Source organism: Thorsellia anophelis DSM 18579, assembly GCF_900111395.1.
Classification (GTDB): Bacteria; Pseudomonadota; Gammaproteobacteria; order Enterobacterales; family Thorselliaceae; genus Thorsellia; species Thorsellia anophelis.
On the sequence record NZ_FOHV01000001.1, the window covers coordinates 78,609 to 98,325 of the forward strand.

Genomic DNA, 19,717 nt, shown 5'->3' on the forward strand with positions numbered 1-19,717 from the left:
GGATTGCATTAATACAATGCAGTCCTTTTTTTTGTCTTTTTAATTCTTCTAATAATCAAGATGATAGGTTGTGTTTGCCTCTGCATTCCATGCTATTAGGAGATTCATAAAATAAATTCAGCATACTTTTTATTTAAAAAAATAGCCTTATCTTTCCTTTTCAGCCGATTATTTAATAATTATATGAGCGTTTATGAGCGAAATAGTTCTTTATTTGGCGTGGATCACAAATTTAACATTGTTTTCTTTTCGAAAAAGAAAATTAACATTATATTTACTTTTATTTAGAGCATGTGACACGCTATATGGTTTATTTACTTTTTTACTTACTAAGGGGAATGATATGAGCAGTAAATCTAATCCAAGCCTTATGGGGCAATGTATTGCTGAATTTATTGGTACCGGCTTGTTAATTTTTTTCGGGGTGGGGTGTGTTGCTGCTTTAAAGCTAGCGGGCGCAAGTTTTGGTCAATGGGAAATTAGCATTATTTGGGGGCTAGGTGTTGCCTTAGCAGTGTATTTAACAGCGGGTGTTTCTGGTGCACATTTGAGTCCTGCTGTAACAATTGCTTTGTGGGTATTTGCAAGTTTTAGCCGTAAAAAAGTTGTACCATATATTATTTCTCAAGTTTGCGGCGCGTTTTGTGCAGCTGCCTTAGTTTACGGGTTATATTATAATCTATTTATTGACTATGAGTTAACCCATTCTATAGCACGTGGTTCGGTTGGGAGTATTGATGTCACTAGTATTTTCTCGACTTATCCACATCCTAAAATCACTATCATTCAAGCTTTTTTGGTGGAGTTTGTCATTACAGGGGTATTAGTCTGCTTGATTTTAGGCTTAACTGACGATGGGAATGGACTTCCTAGAGGACCTTTAGCACCATTATTAATCGGGTTATTGATAGCAACAATAGGCGCATCAATGGGACCATTAACCGGCTTTGCTATGAACCCTGCTCGTGATTTCGGACCCAAGTTATTTACATTCTTTGCAGGTTACGGCACCGTCACATTCACAGGTGGCCAAGATATCCCCTATTTCCTGATACCAATTATAGCACCTATCTTAGGCGGTTGCACTGGGGCATTAATATATCGAACACTGATTGCTAAACATTTGCCTGTATAATCTGTGGCTAAAGTGCATGAGTGAATTTTATGAATAAACGAGTACTTCAATATTAAATTTTTTCTGACTATAAGGGTAACACAATGGATAAGCAAAAAAAATATATCGTAGCCTTAGATCAAGGTACAACAAGTTCCCGAGCGATTGTTTTTGATCACGACGCAAATATTATCGCTATTTCACAAAGAGAGTTTACACAAATTTATCCTAAAGCGGGTTGGATAGAGCACGATCCATTAGAAATTTGGGCAACTCAGAGTTCTGTATTAGTTGAAGTACTTGCAAAAGCAAATATTAATTCTGACGAAATTGCAGGTCTTGGGATAACCAATCAACGCGAAACAACGATTGTATGGGAAAAAGAGACAGGTAAACCGATTTATAATGCAATAGTCTGGCAGTGCAGAAGAACAGCTGAAATTTGTGAGAAATTAAAAATCGCAGGTTTAGAAGAGCATGTGCGTGAAAATACAGGTCTTGTGGTTGACCCTTATTTTTCGGGGACTAAAATTAGATGGATACTTGATAATGTAGAGGAAGCTCAAGAAAGAGCGGAAAAAGGTGAATTACTTTTCGGGACAGTTGATACATGGCTGGTTTGGAAAATGACTCAGGGGCGTGCTCATGTAACAGATTACACGAATGCGTCTAGAACAATGATTTTTAATATTCATCAATTAGATTGGGATGACAAAATGCTTAAGGCATTGAATATTCCTAGAGCGATGTTACCTATTGTAAAATCTTCTTCTGAAATATATGGTCAAATGAACTTAGGTGGAAAAGGTGGAACTCGCATTCCAATTGCTGGCATGGCAGGTGACCAACAGGCAGCTTTGTTTGGTCAGTTGTGTGTTGAACCAGGTATGGCAAAAAATACTTATGGTACAGGATGCTTTTTATTAATGAATACAGGTGAAAAACCAGTTCAATCCACTCATGGTTTATTGACAACGTTAGCGTGTGGACCAAAAGGTGAAGCGAATTACGCATTAGAGGGAGCAGTATTTGTTGGAGGAGCCTCGATTCAATGGCTTCGTGACGAGCTAAAATTAATTTCTGAGGCCGCTGACTCAGAGTATTTCGCAAATAAGGTTAAAAACACAAATGGTGTTTATGTTGTACCAGCTTTTACAGGTTTAGGGGCACCTTATTGGGATCCGTATGCTAGAGGCGCTATTTTTGGTTTGACACGTGGTGCAAATAGTAATCATATTATTCGTGCAACATTAGAATCTATAGCCTATCAATCAAGAGATTTGTTAGAAGCTATGCAAGCTGATGCGAATTTTAGATTAAAGTCGTTACGCGTAGATGGCGGAGCTGTTAGTAATAACTTTTTAATGCAATTCCAATCTGATATTTTAGGAACGGTTGTTGAAAAGCCGGTTATGAGAGAAGTAACAGCATTAGGAGCTGCATTTTTAGCAGGTTTGGCAGTTGGCTTTTGGAATGACTTAGAAGAGGTCAGAAGTAAGTCTGAGATTGAAAAAAGGTTTACACCTGGTTTAGAAACAACAGAACGTGATGAGCGTTATAGAGGTTGGAAAAAAGCCGTTGCTCGGGTTCAAGCATGGGAAGATCATGATTAACGGTCTTTAAGTATCTTATGACTGAAAAACCCAGCAAAAGCTGGGTTTTTTGCTATTTAGTTATATAAATAATCATGACTTAATGTTGTTGTTACATTAGGTCTATTTCGTATAAATATATTTCATTCCTTTTTTGGATTTTTATGCTGATTTAGTGCATAATTACTCTTTATGTGTACACGTTTTAGTAACAAACATCAAATTTATCTACTTTAACTTGGATGTTAATCTCATTGATTGAGTATGACACTGCTATTTATCTATATAACGACATTATTCGAGGTGCTTTTTTATGAAAAAAAATACATCATTTTCCAAGGTTACGTTTGGTTTAACTTTTGCAATGACTACTTGTTTCGCATCATTTACGCATGCTGCACTGCCAGAAACATTAAGATTGGGTACAAACCCCGCCTATGCACCGTTTTCTTATAAAAATCCAGATAATCAAGTTGCTGGGTTTGATATTGATCTAGGAAATGAAATCTGTAAAAGATTATCTATCGAATGCAGTTGGGTTGAGGGTGAATTTGATGCATTAATTCCGGGGCTGTTAGCACAAAAAAATGATGTCATTATTTCTTCTTTATCTATAACACCACAAAGAATGGAACAAATTAATTTTAGTGATAAGCTCTATTCAGCGAATTCAAGATTAATTGCAGAGAAGGGATCTGATTTAGAGCCTACAATAGAGAGTTTACAAGGTAAAAGTGTGGGCGTACTTCAAGGATCTGTACAAGAGGCGTATGCAAACGATAAATGGAGAGTCAATGGTGTTGATGTTATTGCTTATCAGAATCAAGATCTTGTATACGATGATTTATTAGCAGGGCGTTTAGATTCTGCATTTCAAGATGAAGCTGCTGCGAGTTATGGTTTTTTACAAGATGAATCAGGAAAAGATCATGCTTTTGCTGGTCCAGCAGTTAAAGATGATATTTATTTTGGACCCGGTACAGGTGCGGGCCTTCGTAAGGAAGATGAAGAATTAAGAGATGCTATTAATAATGTACTTGCACAAATGCTTGAAGATGGGACTTACGAGGAAATCGCTAAGAAATATTTTGATTTTGATATCTATGGCTATTAGTATGTCTAGTACTGAAATGTAATCTCACTGTTGGTGGATTGGTTAGGATTTATCCAATTGGTCTAATAAATGTTAAAAAAGTTAGGTCCATCTCATTAATCCTATTTATTTAATGTATCCTTAATGATATTTTGTGATATATGTATGCTATATTTTTATAATCGAATATATTGATTAATTTTTATTGCTATTAACTTAGTGGATAAGCAGTGCAGTTATGCTGTTATTATCTTTTTGAGTATTACCTAGTAAAACAACCACCATTAAACTTTACTGAGGACCTTATGAAAAAATCATTAAAATTAGCAACAACCGCCGCTTTTGGTGTGCTGTTTAGTGCCAGCACTTTTAGTGCTTTAGCACAGATGCCTACTTCAATTACAATTGCAACTGATCCAACCTATGCCCCTTTTTCTTTTAAAAACCCTCAAAACCAAGTCGCTGGATTTGATGTGGATTTAGGAAATGAAATTTGTAAACGTATTAACGTTGAGTGTAAATGGGTTGAAAGTGATTTTGATGCGCTTATTCCAAGTTTAAAATCCCAAAAAAGTGATGCTGTTATTTCTTCCTTATCTATTACTGAACAGAGATTAAAAGAAATCGATTTTAGTGATAAACTTTATGCTGCAAATTCACGTTTAGTTGCAGAGGAAGGAAGCGACATTATGCCTACACTTGAAAGCTTAAAAGGCAAAACAGTTGGCGTATTGCAAGGATCTACGCAAGAAGCCTATGCAATTGATATGTGGAGACCACAGGGAATTGAAGTTATCTCTTACCAAAATCAAGATTTAGTTTATGATGATATTCTAGCTGGGCGTTTAGATGTGATATTCCAAGATGAAGCAGCTGCAAGTTTTGGTTTCCTCAAACTTGATATGGGTAAAGGGTATGCGTTTGCAGGCCCTGCTATTGCAGATGAAAAATATTTTGGTGTTGGTACGGCAATGGGCTTACGCAAGGGGCAGGATGAACTAAAATCTGCTGTAAATCAAGCTATTAAGGATATGCTTGCTGATGGAACGTATGAAACGTTAGCAAAACCTTATTTTGATTTTGATGTTTATGGCCACTAATTTGGCCCTTTAATATCATTAACATAGTAAGATAAATTATTATAATTAAGCCTAGTTGTCGCTTTGATAGTAGACTCTAGGCTTTTGTGTTGCTAAAAAATAAAGATAAGATGAGATAATTTGCAATTGATCGGTATCAACCTAGTAATTGCAAACTATGCTCAATTAAAAAGAGATAGGATTGATGTTAAACTTATATGGATTTGAAAAGATAATTTTTGATGGCGCAATTATGACGCTTAAACTTTCAGTCCTTTCGGTGCTTATTGCATTTGCATTAGGATTAGTTGGTGCGAGTGCGAAATTATCAGGTAGCCGATTTTTACGCATTTGGTTTGATATTTATACGACTTTAGTGCGTGGCGTGCCAGATATTATTTTGATGTTGATTGTATACTATGGCTTACAAATTATACTCAATTCAATAACGGCATATTTAGGCTGGAAAACCCTCCAAATGGAAGCCTTTACAACAGGTGTGATTACCTTAGGTATTATCTATGGCGCTTATTTTACTGAAACATTCAGGGGAGCTTTTTTATCAGTAAATAAAGGTGAAATTGAAGCTGCTAGAGCATTTGGACTGACTAATTGGCAAGTATTTTATCGCATTATGTTCCCGTCAATGATGCGCTATGCTTTACCTGGAATTGGAAATAATTGGATGGTAGTCCTTAAAGCAACAGCTTTAGTTTCACTATTATCTTTAAATGATATTGTACAAAATACTAAAACTGCCATTGCTTCCCCTATTACACCTAATGATTCAAAGCTTGTTTTCTATGCTGTCGCAGCTGGGATATATCTACTGTTTACCAGTATTTCATCAATTGGACTTTGGTGGTTAGAGCGCCATTTTAGTGCTGGCGTAAAAAAATCACATTTTTGATGAAAGAATAAATGGACGAAAATTATTATGATTGAGATGATAACAAACAGTAATATGTATCTTATCTTAGGTGAGTATTGGCAAAATATTCTCTATACTGATGGGTTTAGAATGACAGGTGTAGCTATGACATTATGGCTACTAATTCTCTCTGCCGTGATAGGTTGGGTTTTATCTGTATTTTTAGCTGTTGCTAGAAGCTCTAAAAAAGCTTATTTAAGAATGCCCGTCTGGACATTTACCTATTTATTTAGAGGCACACCATTTTATATCCAGCTCTTACTTATTTATAACGGTGTGATCTTTTTAGAGATTGTAAAAGAAACATCCGTGTTAAAAGATTTCTTTAGAGTGGGTTTTAACTGTGCAATGCTCGCATTAGTGTTAAATACCGCAGCCTACACAACTGAAATTATTGCTGGAGCAATTAAAAATGTCGGAAGTGGCCAAATTGAAGCAGCACAGGCTTATGGTATGTCTAGATTTCAAATTTACACACGGATTATTTTGCCAACTGCGTTACGAACATCTTTACCATCATACGGGAATGAAGTGATATTATTATTACATTGTACCAGTCTTGCTTTCGGTGCAACTGTGCCTGAACTCTTTTCTGTGATTAAACAGATAAATGCTAAATATCTTGACTCGATCAATATTTATATCCTAGCTGGGTGTATCTATCTCGTGATTTCTTATACGTTAATTGCGTTATTTAGAATAGCAGAGAAAAGATGGCTTAGCTACTTACAACCTGTTTCACAGCATTAAATTTGTTAATACACACTAAGCTAGGAATGTTATTTTTATGATAGATAAAACAGAAACGAAATTGGCCGTTATCGATTTGCATAAGAGCTATGGCACACATGAAGTGTTAAAAGGTATCTCTTTAACTGCTAAAAAAGGTGACGTGATTAGCATCATTGGCTCATCGGGTTCAGGTAAGAGTACTTTTTTAAGGTGTATAAATTTTTTAGAACAGCCCTCAGCAGGTGAAATACGACTAAATGGCGTTGCCCTTTTAACTAAAAAAAATTCACAAGGCTATTTAGATGCAACCGATGCAAAACAATTACAAGCTTTCAGAACTAAACTTACCATGGTCTTTCAGCATTTTAATTTATGGGATCATATGACCGTTATTCAAAATGTGATGGAAGCACCAATAAGAGTATTGAAGTTGACTAAGGAAGAGGCGTTTAAACGTGCATCGAAGTATTTAGAAAAGGTTGGCATTCCGAATAATGCATTTCATAAGTACCCTGTGAATTTATCTGGCGGCCAGCAACAAAGAGTTTCTATTGCCAGAGCATTAGCAATGGAGCCTGAGGTTTTATTATTTGATGAACCTACTTCAGCCCTAGATCCGGAATTAGTCGGAGAAGTATTAAAAATTATGCAAAATTTAGCAGAAGAAGGTACTACGATGGTTGTGGTAACTCATGAAATGGGATTTGCAAAAAATGTCTCTAATCACGTTATCTTTTTGCATCAAGGTTTGATAGAAGAGCAAGGACATCCTGATGAAGTATTTGGTCAGCCTAAGAGCCCTAGGCTACAGCAGTTTTTATCAGGTGCCTTAAAATAACAGTATTGTTTAGAATCTAATTTGCTTTAAATGTAAGGTTATCGTGCCTAAATTAATTTCACAACTGCCCCTAAAGATAAAAGGATATTGGCGCTTAATGCGTTTTGATAAACCAATAGGCACATTACTTTTGTTGTGGCCAACTTATTGGGCGTTATGTCTTGCGACAAAAGGTGAGGTGCCTAAAGCGCTGTTTATTATTTTTACTTTGGGAACAATCATTATGCGCGCAGCAGGCTGCGTCATTAATGATTATGCCGATAGACACGTTGATGGGCATGTTGAACGTACAAAACATCGACCACTTATTACAGGCGACGTTTCAGTGCTAGGTGCTAAGATTCTTTTTGTATGTTTATTGATTTTAGCTTTATTGCTTGTCTTGCAGCTCAATTCCTTCACTATTATGCTGTCTTTTGTTGCCTTGCTACTTGCTAGTTTTTACCCTTTCATGAAACGCTATACTCACTTTCCTCAAGTCGTCTTAGGAGCTGCGTTTAGCTGGGGAATGATGATGGCTTATGGAGCCATTTATGGGAGGTTACCTCTAGAAGCATGGTTTTTATTTGCTGCGAACTTAAGCTGGACAGTTGCGTATGATACACAATATGCAATGGTTGATAGGGAAGACGACCTTAAAATTGGCGTAAAATCAACAGCAATTTTTTTCGGGCAATATGATGTATTAGCGATAACAGTCTTGCAGATGATCAGTATTTTGATGCTTTTAATTGTGGGTGGATTAACCCATCTTGGATGGATTTTTTGTTGTGCTTTAGCCTTAGTATCTTGTTTATTTATTTATCAGTATCAATTAATTAAAACAAAAGAACGGGATAAATGCTTTGCGGCTTTTAGGCACAATAATTGGGTAGGTGTGGTCGTATTTGCCGGTATCGCCATTGATCTATATTTTCAATGAGTTATTGAAATTAATGATAAAACCCATAATCATTAATGAGTTTTATTGATTTAGCATAAAATCATGTACAAATTGTTATAATCGGTTTGACACTATCAGGTAATAACCCAAAATAATAGACAGTACAAAAACTAGAGTAAATACACCAAATAGCCAATCAATCACTGTTAAAGGCACCGGTTGCCAAATAGTTCTAGGTGTGAGACCGAGACCTCTTGTTTCTAATGAAAATGCAATTCTTTCTGATCGTCTTATCGCATTGACGAGTAATGCGAAAAGTGCTTTGCGATACATTCTTAATGCTATTAATGATTTCTTAAAATATTTAAAACAAGATTTACTCTCTTGATGATCATTTCTAATTTGTTGAGCGGCTAAGATAATTTGCCAGTCGTGTTTCAAAAACTGAACCATTCTAAATCCTGTTAAAACTGCATAACTAACTTTAGCACTTAATTTTGCATGCTGGTTTAAACTTGTCATTAATGATACTGGATTAGTGCTTTTAATAAATGCTATAGATAAAAGACCGATATATAAGGCTCTAAATGCCAATGACATACCAACACTCATACCTTCTCTTGTGATATTGATGATTCCAAATTGCCAGAGGCTTTCTCCATGCCGGGTAATAAGGTTCACAATAAAAATGATTGAAGCCAGCCAAAAAAAAGGGCGCTGTTGTGACACCAATTCACAGAATGAATAGGGAGTGATAATATATAAAAAAATCAGTGTACTTGACCATAAAATAAAGGGACGCCAAGGGTCAAAAATAAAACTAACCGAGAGAGTAGACGCGATTAATACGATTAATTTAATGGTTGGATTACGGTTCATTAACCAATGATGAGTATTAACGATATTTTGCATAGCTTTTATATTCCAAGGTTAATAGGATAGTCATGACCTCTTCATTCGAGTAATGAGACATTAAATATTGTATTAATGGTGGTCTAATGATACCTAATGATAGGCAGCGTGATTCATCGCTTAATATTTCAAAAGGGGTGCCATCGGCAATGATTACACCATTACTGATTATTAACATTCGCGTAGCATAAGTTGCGATTAATCTAAGATCGTGTGAAGAAAATAATAAAGTCTTGTTTGACTTTGTAAGCTCACAAAGTGCTGACATTGTATTGAATGTATCTCGCCTATCTAACCCAAAAGTTGGTTCGTCAGCTAATAATACCTCTTTATCATGAATGGTCATTGCCGCAATACTCAACCGCCTTTTTTCACCTCCCGAAAGTTTGTATGGATTGTTTGAAGCGCAATGCATTAATCGATATTTTCGTAGTTGATTATCAACTAATTCATCATGGCCTGAAGGTATGCCGTAAGCAATTTCTTCTCGAACGGTATTTGCAAGAAATTGATACTCTGGGTTTTGAAAAATCATCCCAACTGAATTTGTATTAACACTTCCTTCAATTAAAACGTCTCGCTGTTTTTTCAATAAACCAGCTAATGCTAATAATAGAGTTGATTTGCCAGCTCCATTATTAGCAAATAAGGCAATTCGCTCTCCTTTATAGGCAGTAAAAGTCAAATTCTTGAGAATTGTAATGGGCATTTTTAGGGACGTTTTTTGTGCATCAGTTAAAATAGCGTGCTTATCATTCACCAACTGATTTGAATAAGAAATATCATCTAACAGTCTATGTATCGTTAACTGGTCAACAGATAACGTAATTTCAGGTGCGATGCTAGTTGAGTTAGAGAGTATTAATTTATTAGCTAAATGTTTTTCAGTTATTTTTTCTTGTTGAGTAGAGATATGTTCTTGCTTAGAAAGTTCTTTTAAAAATGATAAGTTATCTTTTTCATTTAATCCCCCTAAATATCCTGTATGTGCAAATAGCTCAAACTCTAAAGGTAGCCATATCCCTTTTTGATGGAAGTCTTGAGCGTGTTCGATTAATACTTCATCTGTTTTTCCAAGGGCCAGAATAGTGCCTTGTTCGGATAGCACTAATAGATTTTCAGGTAGATGATTCAGACCTCCATTGCTACTGAGTTCATCTAAACGATGCTCAACTAAAATTGTTCCTTGTGTTTTATCATTTAAAGAGTACTGAAGAATATCTCTGATATATACAATTGATCTCGTATCTAACATGGCTGTTGGTTCATCGTATAGTATTAAACTCGGTTCACCTGCAAGAATCGCAGCTAGGGCAATTCGTTGGCATTCACCACCAGATAAGGTATTCGTTTGTCTGTACCTTAAAGATAAGAGTCCGACGCTTTCTAATTCTTGTACGACCTTTTGTTCAATTTCAGCGGGAGGCACCCCTTTATTTTCTAGTATCATAGCAATTTCTTGCTCTACGATAGGGAGGCAAACTGACGTGAATGGATCTTGATTAATCCACCCTACTTTATTAGCGATTTCAATGATAGGTCGTGTTAAATTTGACTGCCCAAATGTTTCAATGACACCTGACACTTCAGCATTCATTACATGAGGCATAAGGCCAATCAATAGATGAAGTAATGTGGATTTACCTGAGCCAGATGGACCTATAATTAACCATTTTTCTCCTGCTTTAATCTCCCAATTGATATTTGAAACTATTATACGATTATTAATTAGACATTTAATTGTAATATCTTTGAGTGAAGCTATCACATAAGGTGAATTATCGCTTTTGAGAAAATTGAGTTGATTATTTGTCATGAACAGGAGGCCTCGTACTAATAAAATTATCTAGGACACCTGTTTTTCTTAGCGCATCAACAGTATATTTAGATATAACACCGCCTAATATTACCCCTGAGATAAGTTGCAGTACTAGGCGATAATAAAATAGATCTGTATTTATCCAGTCATTGATAAGTGCAGAATAGATAAAGGGGATTAGAGCACCGAAAAAACCGGATAATATAAAAATAGGCATGCTAAACACACGATATCGAGTAGCAGCAAAAATTAATTCACTTCCCGTTCCTTGTATTGCTGCAGAAATGAAGACAGTTGCACCAAAAGGAGATGCTAAAACCACAACCTCAATTAACGCAGCCATAATTTCAGCAAATATTCCTGAAAAAGGTTTTCTGATGATTGCAATTGCGATAGGTGCAACCATTAACCAAGAACCAAATAAGATGTGTTGACTTAAATCCGCGAAAGGTCCAAGCATAATTTGTAATAAGAAATATAATTGAACAAAGAGGTAATAGATAACACCAAAAACAGACCCTAGAACTACTAGTAACATGATTTCTTTTAACGACCATGTTGATAGATTAAATTTTTTTGAATCTTTCAATGTACCTTTATTCACTTAATGCTCCTATTGATAATTCGAATAATAAATTAGCATGTCTTATTTCAAACAATCAGTCTATTTAATTGACAAGTCGTGCGACATAGAGGGAATTTATGATGCCCCATCGTTTTTTAATCTTAATAAGTAACTTTTTAAGTTTCGACACAAATATGGGTTAAATGCACTCTTATTGAAAACTTAGCGAGTTTCACTCAATAACGGCACTACGCCTAAGCTAGCAATTAAAAGATTTATATACTATGACTCACCGCTAATTGACTTCTATGGCAAAATCAATAAGTAACATTGTTAAACTAATAGCAGTATTCATATCTGTGTTTTATCGGTGACTCGATTAGTAATAAAATACTCATTTCGCTAAAACTAACTGATTTCCAAATAAGGCATCTGCTTTATAGTCAGCCTATTTTAAAATAGGTTAATTTTTTGAAGGGCTATTAATTGAGATCGTTGCATGTGTTGTAACATGCTGTACGGTTCGCCCAACCATTAACCAACCTGATGCAATTGTTTCTATAATTGCTGAGAGGTCACCTTGCAGTTCAGTGACATAATGATGTGAACGTTTATAAATTTTCTTTTGTTTTGTATATTCTATTGCAGAATAAATATCTGTCATATGCGAGTAATTGTCCTTTATGGTATCGATTAGAGGATAGAGTGACCATTGTGCAAGAACATTAATTCCTGTAGGTGCTAACGTGATAGATTGATTAGAGGTGAATAGTGTATCGTCAGGTAGTTGGCAGGTTACCTCACCTGGGCATCCACGTGATAGCATTAAAGAAACTGAAACATGGTGATGACTTGATGCTATTTTATGAATCACCGAGCAAATGTATTCACATATTGCTTGTTCGTTCCCCGTGACATACGTGCTAACAGGGTCTGTTATTACGTCGACATCTTTTTTTGGGGTATTTTCAAGAGCAGATAAAATAATTGATATATAATCATCACTCATTACATTAACTGTAAAACGAGCACCAATACCAAAATTATTATGAGTGATGGATTGAGTAGATTTGATGTCTATGAAGTGTTGTGTCATATATGAGTACCCTTTTATTAATTAGTAAATGGTCTAAACCATGATTAATTGTTAAAAAGAGGGCACGGGTACTACAAGAGCAGTCTTTCTTGCGCTGGCATTATCCAGATCAAGTTTGACGGTCGAAAATTAAAAACTTTCCTCTCAGCCGAGTTTACCCAGCTCCCGTGACAACTTACCCATATCATTACTAATTTTGTAATTTATTGCAAGCTTTTTCTAGATCATAGTATAAAAATAAAAGCGAGGTGAAGCTGTTTGCTTTTAATCGTTATAGATGAGATTGTCATGAATTAGGCATTGAGCTAAATAAATTTGGAAATGAATTTAAATATTCCTATCTTATGATTATTGTAATGCGATTATACATCTAAAAGTGTTGGTAGATCAGTTTCTCCAACATTTCAATATGATTATCGGACGCATTGAGTGCAGGAATATAACTAAATTTTTCACCACCATGCTCTATAAAAGATTCTTTAATGCCAATAGAAATTTCCTCTAAGGTTTCTAGGCAATCAGATGAAAATCCAGGGCAAATAATTTGTAAGTGCTTAATGCCCGACTTAGCAAGTGATTCAACTGTTGCATCGGTTGCAGGTACTAACCAAGGTTCCTTGCCAAATTTTGATTGGTATGTGAGTTGAACGATATCCTCTTTCCAGACAAGTTCATTGACGAGTTTAGCATTCACTGCTGCCGTGGTTGCTTGACAACGAAGTGGATAGTCATCCCCTTGATTGGCAAAACGCACAGGAATACCGTGTAATGAAAACAGTAATTTATCAGGGATACCATGCTCACTTGTATGATTTTTAATACATGTCACTAAAGCATCAATATATGGTTCAAACGTTGCGTAATCACGAATAAATCGAAGTGAAGGTATTGCCCTACGTTTTTGAAGAGATCTCGCTACTGCATCAAAAACAGCTGCGCTCGTTGAACAGGAGTATTGAGGGTACAGAGGGAGAATTAAAATATCCTCCACCCCAGCAGATAGGAGTTTATCCATTGCCATATTTACTGTGGGCTCACTATAACAAAATGCAAACGCTATTTCATGATCAGGTAATTTTTTTGAAAGTGCTTCTGCTTGTGCTTTTGTGTAGACATATAAGGGAGAACCACCCTCTAACCAAATAGATTGGTATAATTTAGCCACTTTAGGGCTTCTTATTGGTAAAATGATACCACGTAAAAGAGGTTGCCATAATATTTTGGGAAGATCTACGACCCTTGAATCACTCAAAAATGTTTTTAAATAACGGCTAACTGAACTTGGAGTTGGCGCATCTGGGGTGCCTAAGTTAACTAATAAAATTCCTTTTTTTGGTAATAATTGCATCTCGACTCCTGCAAATTTTAATACAAATAAAACCTCTATACTAAATACGTTAATTTAATATAGAGGCCAGATTTTAAATCATTAACTCGGTTACTACACCTTAAATTAGCTTAGCCTAAAATTTTAGCAAGATCTTGGCTAACTTCAATTACAGGCTTAGTACCATCGATTTTAACATAACGAGTAGTTCCTGCTTGTTCTTCTGCTTGATAATAAGCTTTGAGTGGTGAGGTATCATTATGATAGATGCTAAGGCGTTCGATTACTTTTGATTCGGTGTCATCTTCACGTTGTATAAGGGGTTCGCCAGTTAAGTCATCGACGTCAGCAACTTTTGGTGGATTGTATTTGATATGATAAACACGATTAGAAGCTTTATGAATTCTGCGTCCAGTAACGCGCTCAACAATCAATTCATCTGGTACATCAAATTCAAGGACGAGATCAATTTTAATGCCTTGTGCTTTGATTGCATCTGCTTGAACAATTGTCCTTGGAAAACCATCTAATAAGAATCCGTTCTTACAGTCTTCTTGTTTTATACGCTCTTTAACTAATGCAATCACAAGATCATCAGAAACTAATTGTCCAGAATCGATAATGCTCTTGACTTGTAGACCTAATTCAGTTCCTGCAGCAGATGCCGCTCTTAGCATGTCTCCTGTTGAAAGTTGAGGAATACCATATTTTTCCATAATAAATTGAGCTTGGGTGCCTTTTCCAGCGCCAGGAGCGCCTAATAAAATAATACGCATCAATATCTCCTTAGTTAAGAGTGAATCTTTTGATTAAATTGTTATTTTTCTTCGACTGAGAGCGGTCAGTCACATGTCAATTAGTCTAAGTTATTTGTCACAATACGCAATGCTTTTGGTACTTCAAAAACAATATTTTCTTCCCTGCCACTCATTTCAATGACATCCGTTGCTCCAAGAGCTTTAAGATGGGTAATAACTTGTTGAACTAATATATCAGGAGCAGATGCGCCAGCGGTTAATCCTATTTTTTTGACATGATTAAACCATTTAGGATTAATGTCTAAGTGTGTGTCAATCAAATAAGCGGGTTTTCCTGTCCGAAGAGCGAGTTCTGCCAAGCGATTTGAATTAGAGGAGTTTTTAGACCCTACAACTAATACTAAATCGACTTGCCCCACCATTTCTCGGACTGCTTCTTGGCGGTTAGTGGTAGCATAACAGATATCATCTTTACGAGGGCCAATGATATGACTAAAACGTGATCTTAACGCATCAATTATGTCAGAAGTATCATCTACAGATAAAGTAGTTTGGGTCATAAAACAGAGGTTACTTTCATTTTTAACCTTCAGTTGCCATACATCTTCTGGCGATTCTACTAAATACATGCCACCCTCTGGGTTATTATATTGACCCATTGTACCTTCTACTTCAGGATGGCCAGCGTGCCCGATTAAAATCGCTTCAGTCCCTTTTCGGCTAGCTCTTGCCACTTCCATGTGAACTTTAGTTACAAGAGGACAAGTTGCATCGAATAACATTTGTAAGTTACGTGATTTTGCCTCATTACGCACACTTTGTGAGACGCCATGCGCTGAAAAAATTAGGATTGAACCATCAGGAACTTCGCTGATTTCTTCAATAAAGATAGCACCACGATTGCGGAGATCATCAACAACATAGCGATTATGTACAACTTCATGACGAACAAAGATAGGGGCACCAAAAATTTCCAGTGCTCTATCGACAATAGAAATGGCTCTATCAACACCAGCACAAAATCCACGTGGGTTAGCTAACAGTATTTGCATGGTTTAATCTATCTCATCTAGTCTATCAATTGGATCTATATCAATGATTTCTATTTTAAACTCAACTGTTTTACCAGCCAAAGGATGATTAAAATCAACGGTAATAGAATCTTCAGTGATTGCCTTAATAACCCCTGCCATCTGATTACCATTTGCTGTATTAAACATCATAATGGTGCCTATAGTAGGTAAACCTGTTTCTATAAAATCCCTTGGTGTGAAATACTGTATTAAATTAGGGTTGATCTCACCAAAGACGGCATGGGGTGGTAGGGTGAAATTTTTCGTATCACCAATCGATAAGCCAATAAGCTGCGCCTCTAGCTCTGTTGATAAAGTTCCATCACCTAGTTGAAATAATGTTGGCTTCCCTGATGCACGAGTTGACTCAGCTACCGAACCATCTTCTAAAATTAGGTCGAAATGGATCATCACTGTGCTATGGCTGTTGACTGCGTAATTTGAGGTTATAGTCTCATGAGTATTAGTTTGCATTGTTTGCCTCATTGTTTTTGTTTTGGCTAGGTTTGTGAACAAATAATCCATCTAGAAGAATCAATCCAGCGCCAACACAAATGGCTATATCCGCAATATTGAAGGTTGCGAAGTGCCAATTACCAATGTAAAAATCGATAAAATCAATTACAAATCCATGTACTAATCTATCAAATAAATTACCAAGCGCACCGCCTATTACCATTGCATAACCAATATTGATCATCTTGTGGTTACTAGGAGTTTTTCGCATGAAATAAACTAAAATACTGCTTATAGAAACAGCAATTAAGGTGAAGAACCAGCGTTGCCAGCCGCTGTGTTCACTTAGAAAGCCGAATGCTGCTCCTGTATTTTGTGCGTAAGCAAAATTTAGAAATGGCATGACAGGCACTGATTCACCAAGCATAAAATTATGTAGCACATAAAATTTAGAGGTGAGATCTAAGACAATAACAAATATAGCTATCCATAGCCAAATAAGACCACTTTTCTTTGCTGTGATTTTATTCGCATCATTCACATTTTGATGAAGGTTTAAATTCATTATGCAAACTTCCTTATTTCACCATGACCTAATACATTTGTTTCGCAACGACTACACAGTCCACTTGATCCATTAAGCACTGCAAAATGCCAGCAACGAGGGCATTTTTCGCCTTCTGCTTTTATTGCTCGAATTTTCAATTTGATATTTGATTCACTTTGAACAGCATCAGATGGTGCTTCTTCAATAGGTTTAATTGACACCTGTGATGTTAATAAGACAAATCTTAGTTCGTCTTCTAATCGCTCAAGTTCTTTTGCTTGTTCAATATCAACAAACAAAGTCACAGCACCTTCTAGTGAGCTGCCGAGTATTTTATCGTTTCGAGCTTGTTCAAGCACTTTATTAACATCAGATCTAACAGCAAGCATTCTAGACCAAAATGCATCATTCATTGTTTCGTCACCAGACAAGCTAAACAATCCTGTATACCACTCTTGAGTGATGATATATTCACTATCAGCGCCAGGTAAAAGCGCCCAAATTTCTTCAGCTGTAAAGGATAAAATAGGCGCAATCCAGCGAACTAAAGCATGAGAAATGTGGTAAAGTGCTGTTTGACAACTGCGCCTTGCAAGACTCTCTTTTTTGGCAGTGTATTGTCTATCTTTAATGATATCTAGGTAAAACGACCCCATTTCAATTGAACAAAAATGCATTATACGTTGGACAACTTGATGAAAATCATATGCTTCATAAGCGGCTAAGATTGCATTTTGTGCCTCTAATGCACGACCAACAGCCCAGTGATCAAGCACAACCATTTCTTCTGGTGCAACCATATCCGTTTTTGGGTCAAATCCATTAAGATTTGCTAAGAAAAATCTTGCAGTATTACGAATACGACGATAGCTTTCAGCAGAACGTTTGAATATTTCATGTGAGACAGACATTTCGCCAGTGTAATCAGTTGATGCAACCCAGAGTCTTAAAATATCTGCACCTAAAGTATCAATAATCTCTTGTGGGCTTATCACATTACCAAGTGATTTAGACATTTTTCTGCCATTTGAATCGACAGTAAATCCGTGTGTTAATACTTCCCTATAAGGGGCTTTGCCATTAATTGCAGTGCCTATCATTAGCGATGACATAAACCAGCCACGATGTTGATCTGAACCTTCCATATACATGTCAGCTTGATGACCATTGAATTCAGAACGAGCATTTACGACAGAGGCGCTTGTTGACCCTGAATCAAACCAAACGTCGAGTGTATCTGGGATTTTCTCATAATGTTCAGCATCCGCGCCTAGTATTTCGCTAGGTTCAAGATCCCACCATGCCTGTATCCCAGCGTCTTCTACTTTTTTTGCAACTTTTTCAATTAGTTCTGGAGTGTTTGGATGTAATTCTTGAGTTTCTTTATGGACAAATAACGACATTGGTACACCCCAAGTACGTTGCCTTGAAATACACCAATCAGGGCGATTAGCGACCATGTTCTCAATACGAGCTTGTCCCCAATCAGGAATCCATCGAACATTTTTTATCTCTTCTAAAGATTGTGTGCGTAGACCTTTTTGATCCATGCTGATAAACCACTGTGGTGTTGCTCTAAAAATAATTGGAGTTTTATGGCGCCAGCAGTGTGGGTAACTATGATGAATTTTTTCCACATGCAAGAGTTGGCCTGATTGTGTTAAAATTTCCACTATTTTGTCATTTGCTTTAAATACGTGCATGCCATCAAGGCTAGGGAAAGTACCAGGTAAATAGCAACCATTTGGGGCAACTGGATTATAGACTTCCAGTTGATATTTTTGACCAACGCTAAAGTCTTCAGCACCATGTGCAGGTGCGGTATGCACTGCTCCTGTTCCCGCATCTAGAGTGACATGATCTCCAAGGATAGCTGGAACTTGTCTTTCAATAAAGGGATGAGAAAATTGAACGTTCTCTAATTTATTCCCGAGCACCGTTGCTACTATCTCAAAGTCTGTAATTTTTGCACGTGCCATTACTGATTGTACTAAATCAGTTGCTAAAATGAGATATTTTCCAGGTGTTTTAACTAAACTATATTGATATTCTGGATGTACAGAAATTGCTTGGTTAGCTGGTAAAGTCCAAGGTGTTGTTGTCCAAATCACTAACGCGATTTTTTCACCAATTGATGGGGTACCAAACAGTAAGGCAACTGCGCCACTATCGACAGCGTCAAAACAGACATCAATAGAAGGTGAAGTTTTATCTTCATACTCAACTTCTGCCTCAGCTAAAGAAGAGCGACAGTCAATGCACCAATGAACAGGCTTTGAGCCCTTATGTAAATGACCATTATGAATGATTTTTCCTAGTGTTCTGATGATATTTGCTTCTGTTTTAAAATCCATCGTTTTATACGGATTTTCCCAGTCACCTAATACTCCAAGACGAATAAAATCAGTTTTTTGTAGTTCAATTTGCGTTTCTGCGTAGTCTCGACAAGCTTGTCTAAATTCACCTGCGCTGATTTTTTCACCCGGTTTACCAACTAATCCTTCAACTTTAAGCTCTATCGGAAGGCCATGACAGTCCCATCCTGGAATGTAAGGGGAATCAAATCCAAATAATCCTTTTGATTTAACTACCATGTCTTTGATGATTTTATTTAACGCATGACCAATATGTATTGTACCATTTGCATAGGGAGGACCATCATGAAGAATGAAGGATTGTTTACCTTTTTTGGCTTCTCTAATTTTTTGATAGAGTTTTTTGTCTTGCCAAGCTTTTAGCATTGCGGGCTCACGTTTAGCTAGATCGCCGCGCATTGGGAAAGGTGTTTCTGGTAAATTTAATGTGGATTTGTAATCAGTCATTAGTATTAGATCTCTTATGTTTAATCAATTGATTCAAAAGTGGGCAAAATAGCTGTACTAGCTAAATATTTCACTTATAT

18 protein-coding genes and 1 riboswitch are annotated in these 19,717 nt (G+C 36.4%); of the genes, 8 read left to right on the top strand and 10 right to left on the bottom strand.

Going from position 1 to position 19,717, the window contains the following annotated elements:
- The first annotated feature begins 343 nt into the window (after positions 1-343).
- The 8 genes from BMW37_RS00355 to ubiA all read left to right on the top strand — a co-directional run bounded on the left by BMW37_RS00355 (position 344) and on the right by ubiA (position 8,301).
- Positions 344-1,135: an MIP/aquaporin family protein gene (locus BMW37_RS00355; protein ID WP_093316930.1), complete on the top strand. Its 792-nt coding sequence runs from the start codon at positions 344-346 to the stop codon at positions 1,133-1,135.
- A gap of 83 nt (positions 1,136-1,218) precedes the next feature.
- Positions 1,219-2,727 (top strand): glycerol kinase GlpK, encoded by a 1,509-nt coding sequence (gene glpK / locus BMW37_RS00360; RefSeq protein WP_093316524.1) that lies wholly within the window; start codon positions 1,219-1,221, stop codon positions 2,725-2,727.
- A gap of 343 nt (positions 2,728-3,070) precedes the next feature.
- The gene (locus tag BMW37_RS00365; RefSeq protein WP_143047584.1) at positions 3,071-3,820 is read left to right on the top strand and encodes a lysine/arginine/ornithine ABC transporter substrate-binding protein; all 750 of its coding nucleotides are present in this window, start codon (positions 3,071-3,073) and stop codon (positions 3,818-3,820) included.
- Between the two features lie 284 nt (positions 3,821-4,104).
- Positions 4,105-4,899: a lysine/arginine/ornithine ABC transporter substrate-binding protein gene (locus BMW37_RS00370; protein WP_093316527.1), complete on the top strand. Its 795-nt coding sequence runs from the start codon at positions 4,105-4,107 to the stop codon at positions 4,897-4,899.
- A gap of 184 nt (positions 4,900-5,083) precedes the next feature.
- Positions 5,084-5,788, top strand: coding sequence for an ABC transporter permease (locus BMW37_RS00375; protein WP_093316530.1), 705 nt, complete (start codon positions 5,084-5,086; stop codon positions 5,786-5,788).
- Positions 5,789-5,842: 54 nt separating this feature from the next.
- On the top strand, positions 5,843-6,559 hold the full coding sequence (gene hisM / locus BMW37_RS00380; RefSeq protein WP_093316932.1) for a histidine ABC transporter permease HisM: 717 nt from the start codon (positions 5,843-5,845) through the stop codon (positions 6,557-6,559).
- A gap of 37 nt (positions 6,560-6,596) precedes the next feature.
- On the top strand, positions 6,597-7,379 hold the full coding sequence (locus BMW37_RS00385; RefSeq protein ID WP_093316533.1) for an ABC transporter ATP-binding protein: 783 nt from the start codon (positions 6,597-6,599) through the stop codon (positions 7,377-7,379).
- 55 nt (positions 7,380-7,434) lie between these two features.
- Positions 7,435-8,301 (top strand): 4-hydroxybenzoate octaprenyltransferase, encoded by an 867-nt coding sequence (ubiA, locus tag BMW37_RS00390; RefSeq protein WP_177168549.1) that lies wholly within the window; start codon positions 7,435-7,437, stop codon positions 8,299-8,301.
- Between the two features lie 75 nt (positions 8,302-8,376).
- Here the strand turns inward: ubiA and BMW37_RS00395 are convergent, their stop codons facing one another.
- From BMW37_RS00395 to ileS, 10 genes are all read right to left on the bottom strand, one after another.
- Positions 8,377-9,174: an energy-coupling factor transporter transmembrane component T family protein gene (locus tag BMW37_RS00395; protein WP_093316538.1), complete on the bottom strand. Its 798-nt coding sequence runs from the start codon at positions 9,172-9,174 to the stop codon at positions 8,377-8,379.
- Positions 9,158-10,990, bottom strand: a complete 1,833-nt coding sequence (locus tag BMW37_RS00400; protein ID WP_093316540.1) for an ABC transporter ATP-binding protein — start codon at positions 10,988-10,990, stop codon at positions 9,158-9,160. The genes BMW37_RS00395 and BMW37_RS00400 overlap by 17 nt, the downstream gene beginning before the upstream one ends.
- Entirely contained in the window at positions 10,980-11,597 is a 618-nt protein-coding gene (locus tag BMW37_RS00405; RefSeq protein ID WP_218139433.1) for an ECF transporter S component, read from the bottom strand. Before BMW37_RS00405 ends, BMW37_RS00400 begins: the two co-directional genes overlap by 11 nt.
- 424 nt (positions 11,598-12,021) lie before the next feature.
- On the bottom strand, positions 12,022-12,654 hold the full coding sequence (locus BMW37_RS00410) for a YkoF family thiamine/hydroxymethylpyrimidine-binding protein (protein ID WP_093316543.1): 633 nt from the start codon (positions 12,652-12,654) through the stop codon (positions 12,022-12,024).
- Between the two features lie 68 nt (positions 12,655-12,722).
- A riboswitch (TPP riboswitch) is annotated at positions 12,723-12,833 on the bottom strand.
- Between the two features lie 191 nt (positions 12,834-13,024).
- Positions 13,025-14,002 (bottom strand): ferrochelatase, encoded by a 978-nt coding sequence (gene hemH, locus BMW37_RS00415; protein ID WP_093316545.1) that lies wholly within the window; start codon positions 14,000-14,002, stop codon positions 13,025-13,027.
- Positions 14,003-14,112: 110 nt separating this feature from the next.
- Complete coding sequence (gene adk, locus BMW37_RS00420; protein WP_093316548.1) at positions 14,113-14,757, bottom strand: adenylate kinase; 645 nt, start codon at positions 14,755-14,757, stop codon at positions 14,113-14,115.
- Between the two features lie 80 nt (positions 14,758-14,837).
- Complete coding sequence (ispH, locus tag BMW37_RS00425; protein WP_093316551.1) at positions 14,838-15,791, bottom strand: 4-hydroxy-3-methylbut-2-enyl diphosphate reductase; 954 nt, start codon at positions 15,789-15,791, stop codon at positions 14,838-14,840.
- Between the two features lie 3 nt (positions 15,792-15,794).
- Positions 15,795-16,286 (bottom strand): FKBP-type peptidyl-prolyl cis-trans isomerase, encoded by a 492-nt coding sequence (gene fkpB / locus BMW37_RS00430; RefSeq protein ID WP_093316554.1) that lies wholly within the window; start codon positions 16,284-16,286, stop codon positions 15,795-15,797.
- Positions 16,276-16,833, bottom strand: coding sequence for a signal peptidase II (gene lspA / locus BMW37_RS00435; RefSeq protein ID WP_093316556.1), 558 nt, complete (start codon positions 16,831-16,833; stop codon positions 16,276-16,278). Before lspA ends, fkpB begins: the two co-directional genes overlap by 11 nt.
- Positions 16,833-19,637: an isoleucine--tRNA ligase gene (ileS, locus tag BMW37_RS00440; RefSeq protein ID WP_093316559.1), complete on the bottom strand. Its 2,805-nt coding sequence runs from the start codon at positions 19,635-19,637 to the stop codon at positions 16,833-16,835. The genes lspA and ileS overlap by 1 nt, the downstream gene beginning before the upstream one ends.
- Between the last annotated feature and the right edge of the window lie 80 nt (positions 19,638-19,717).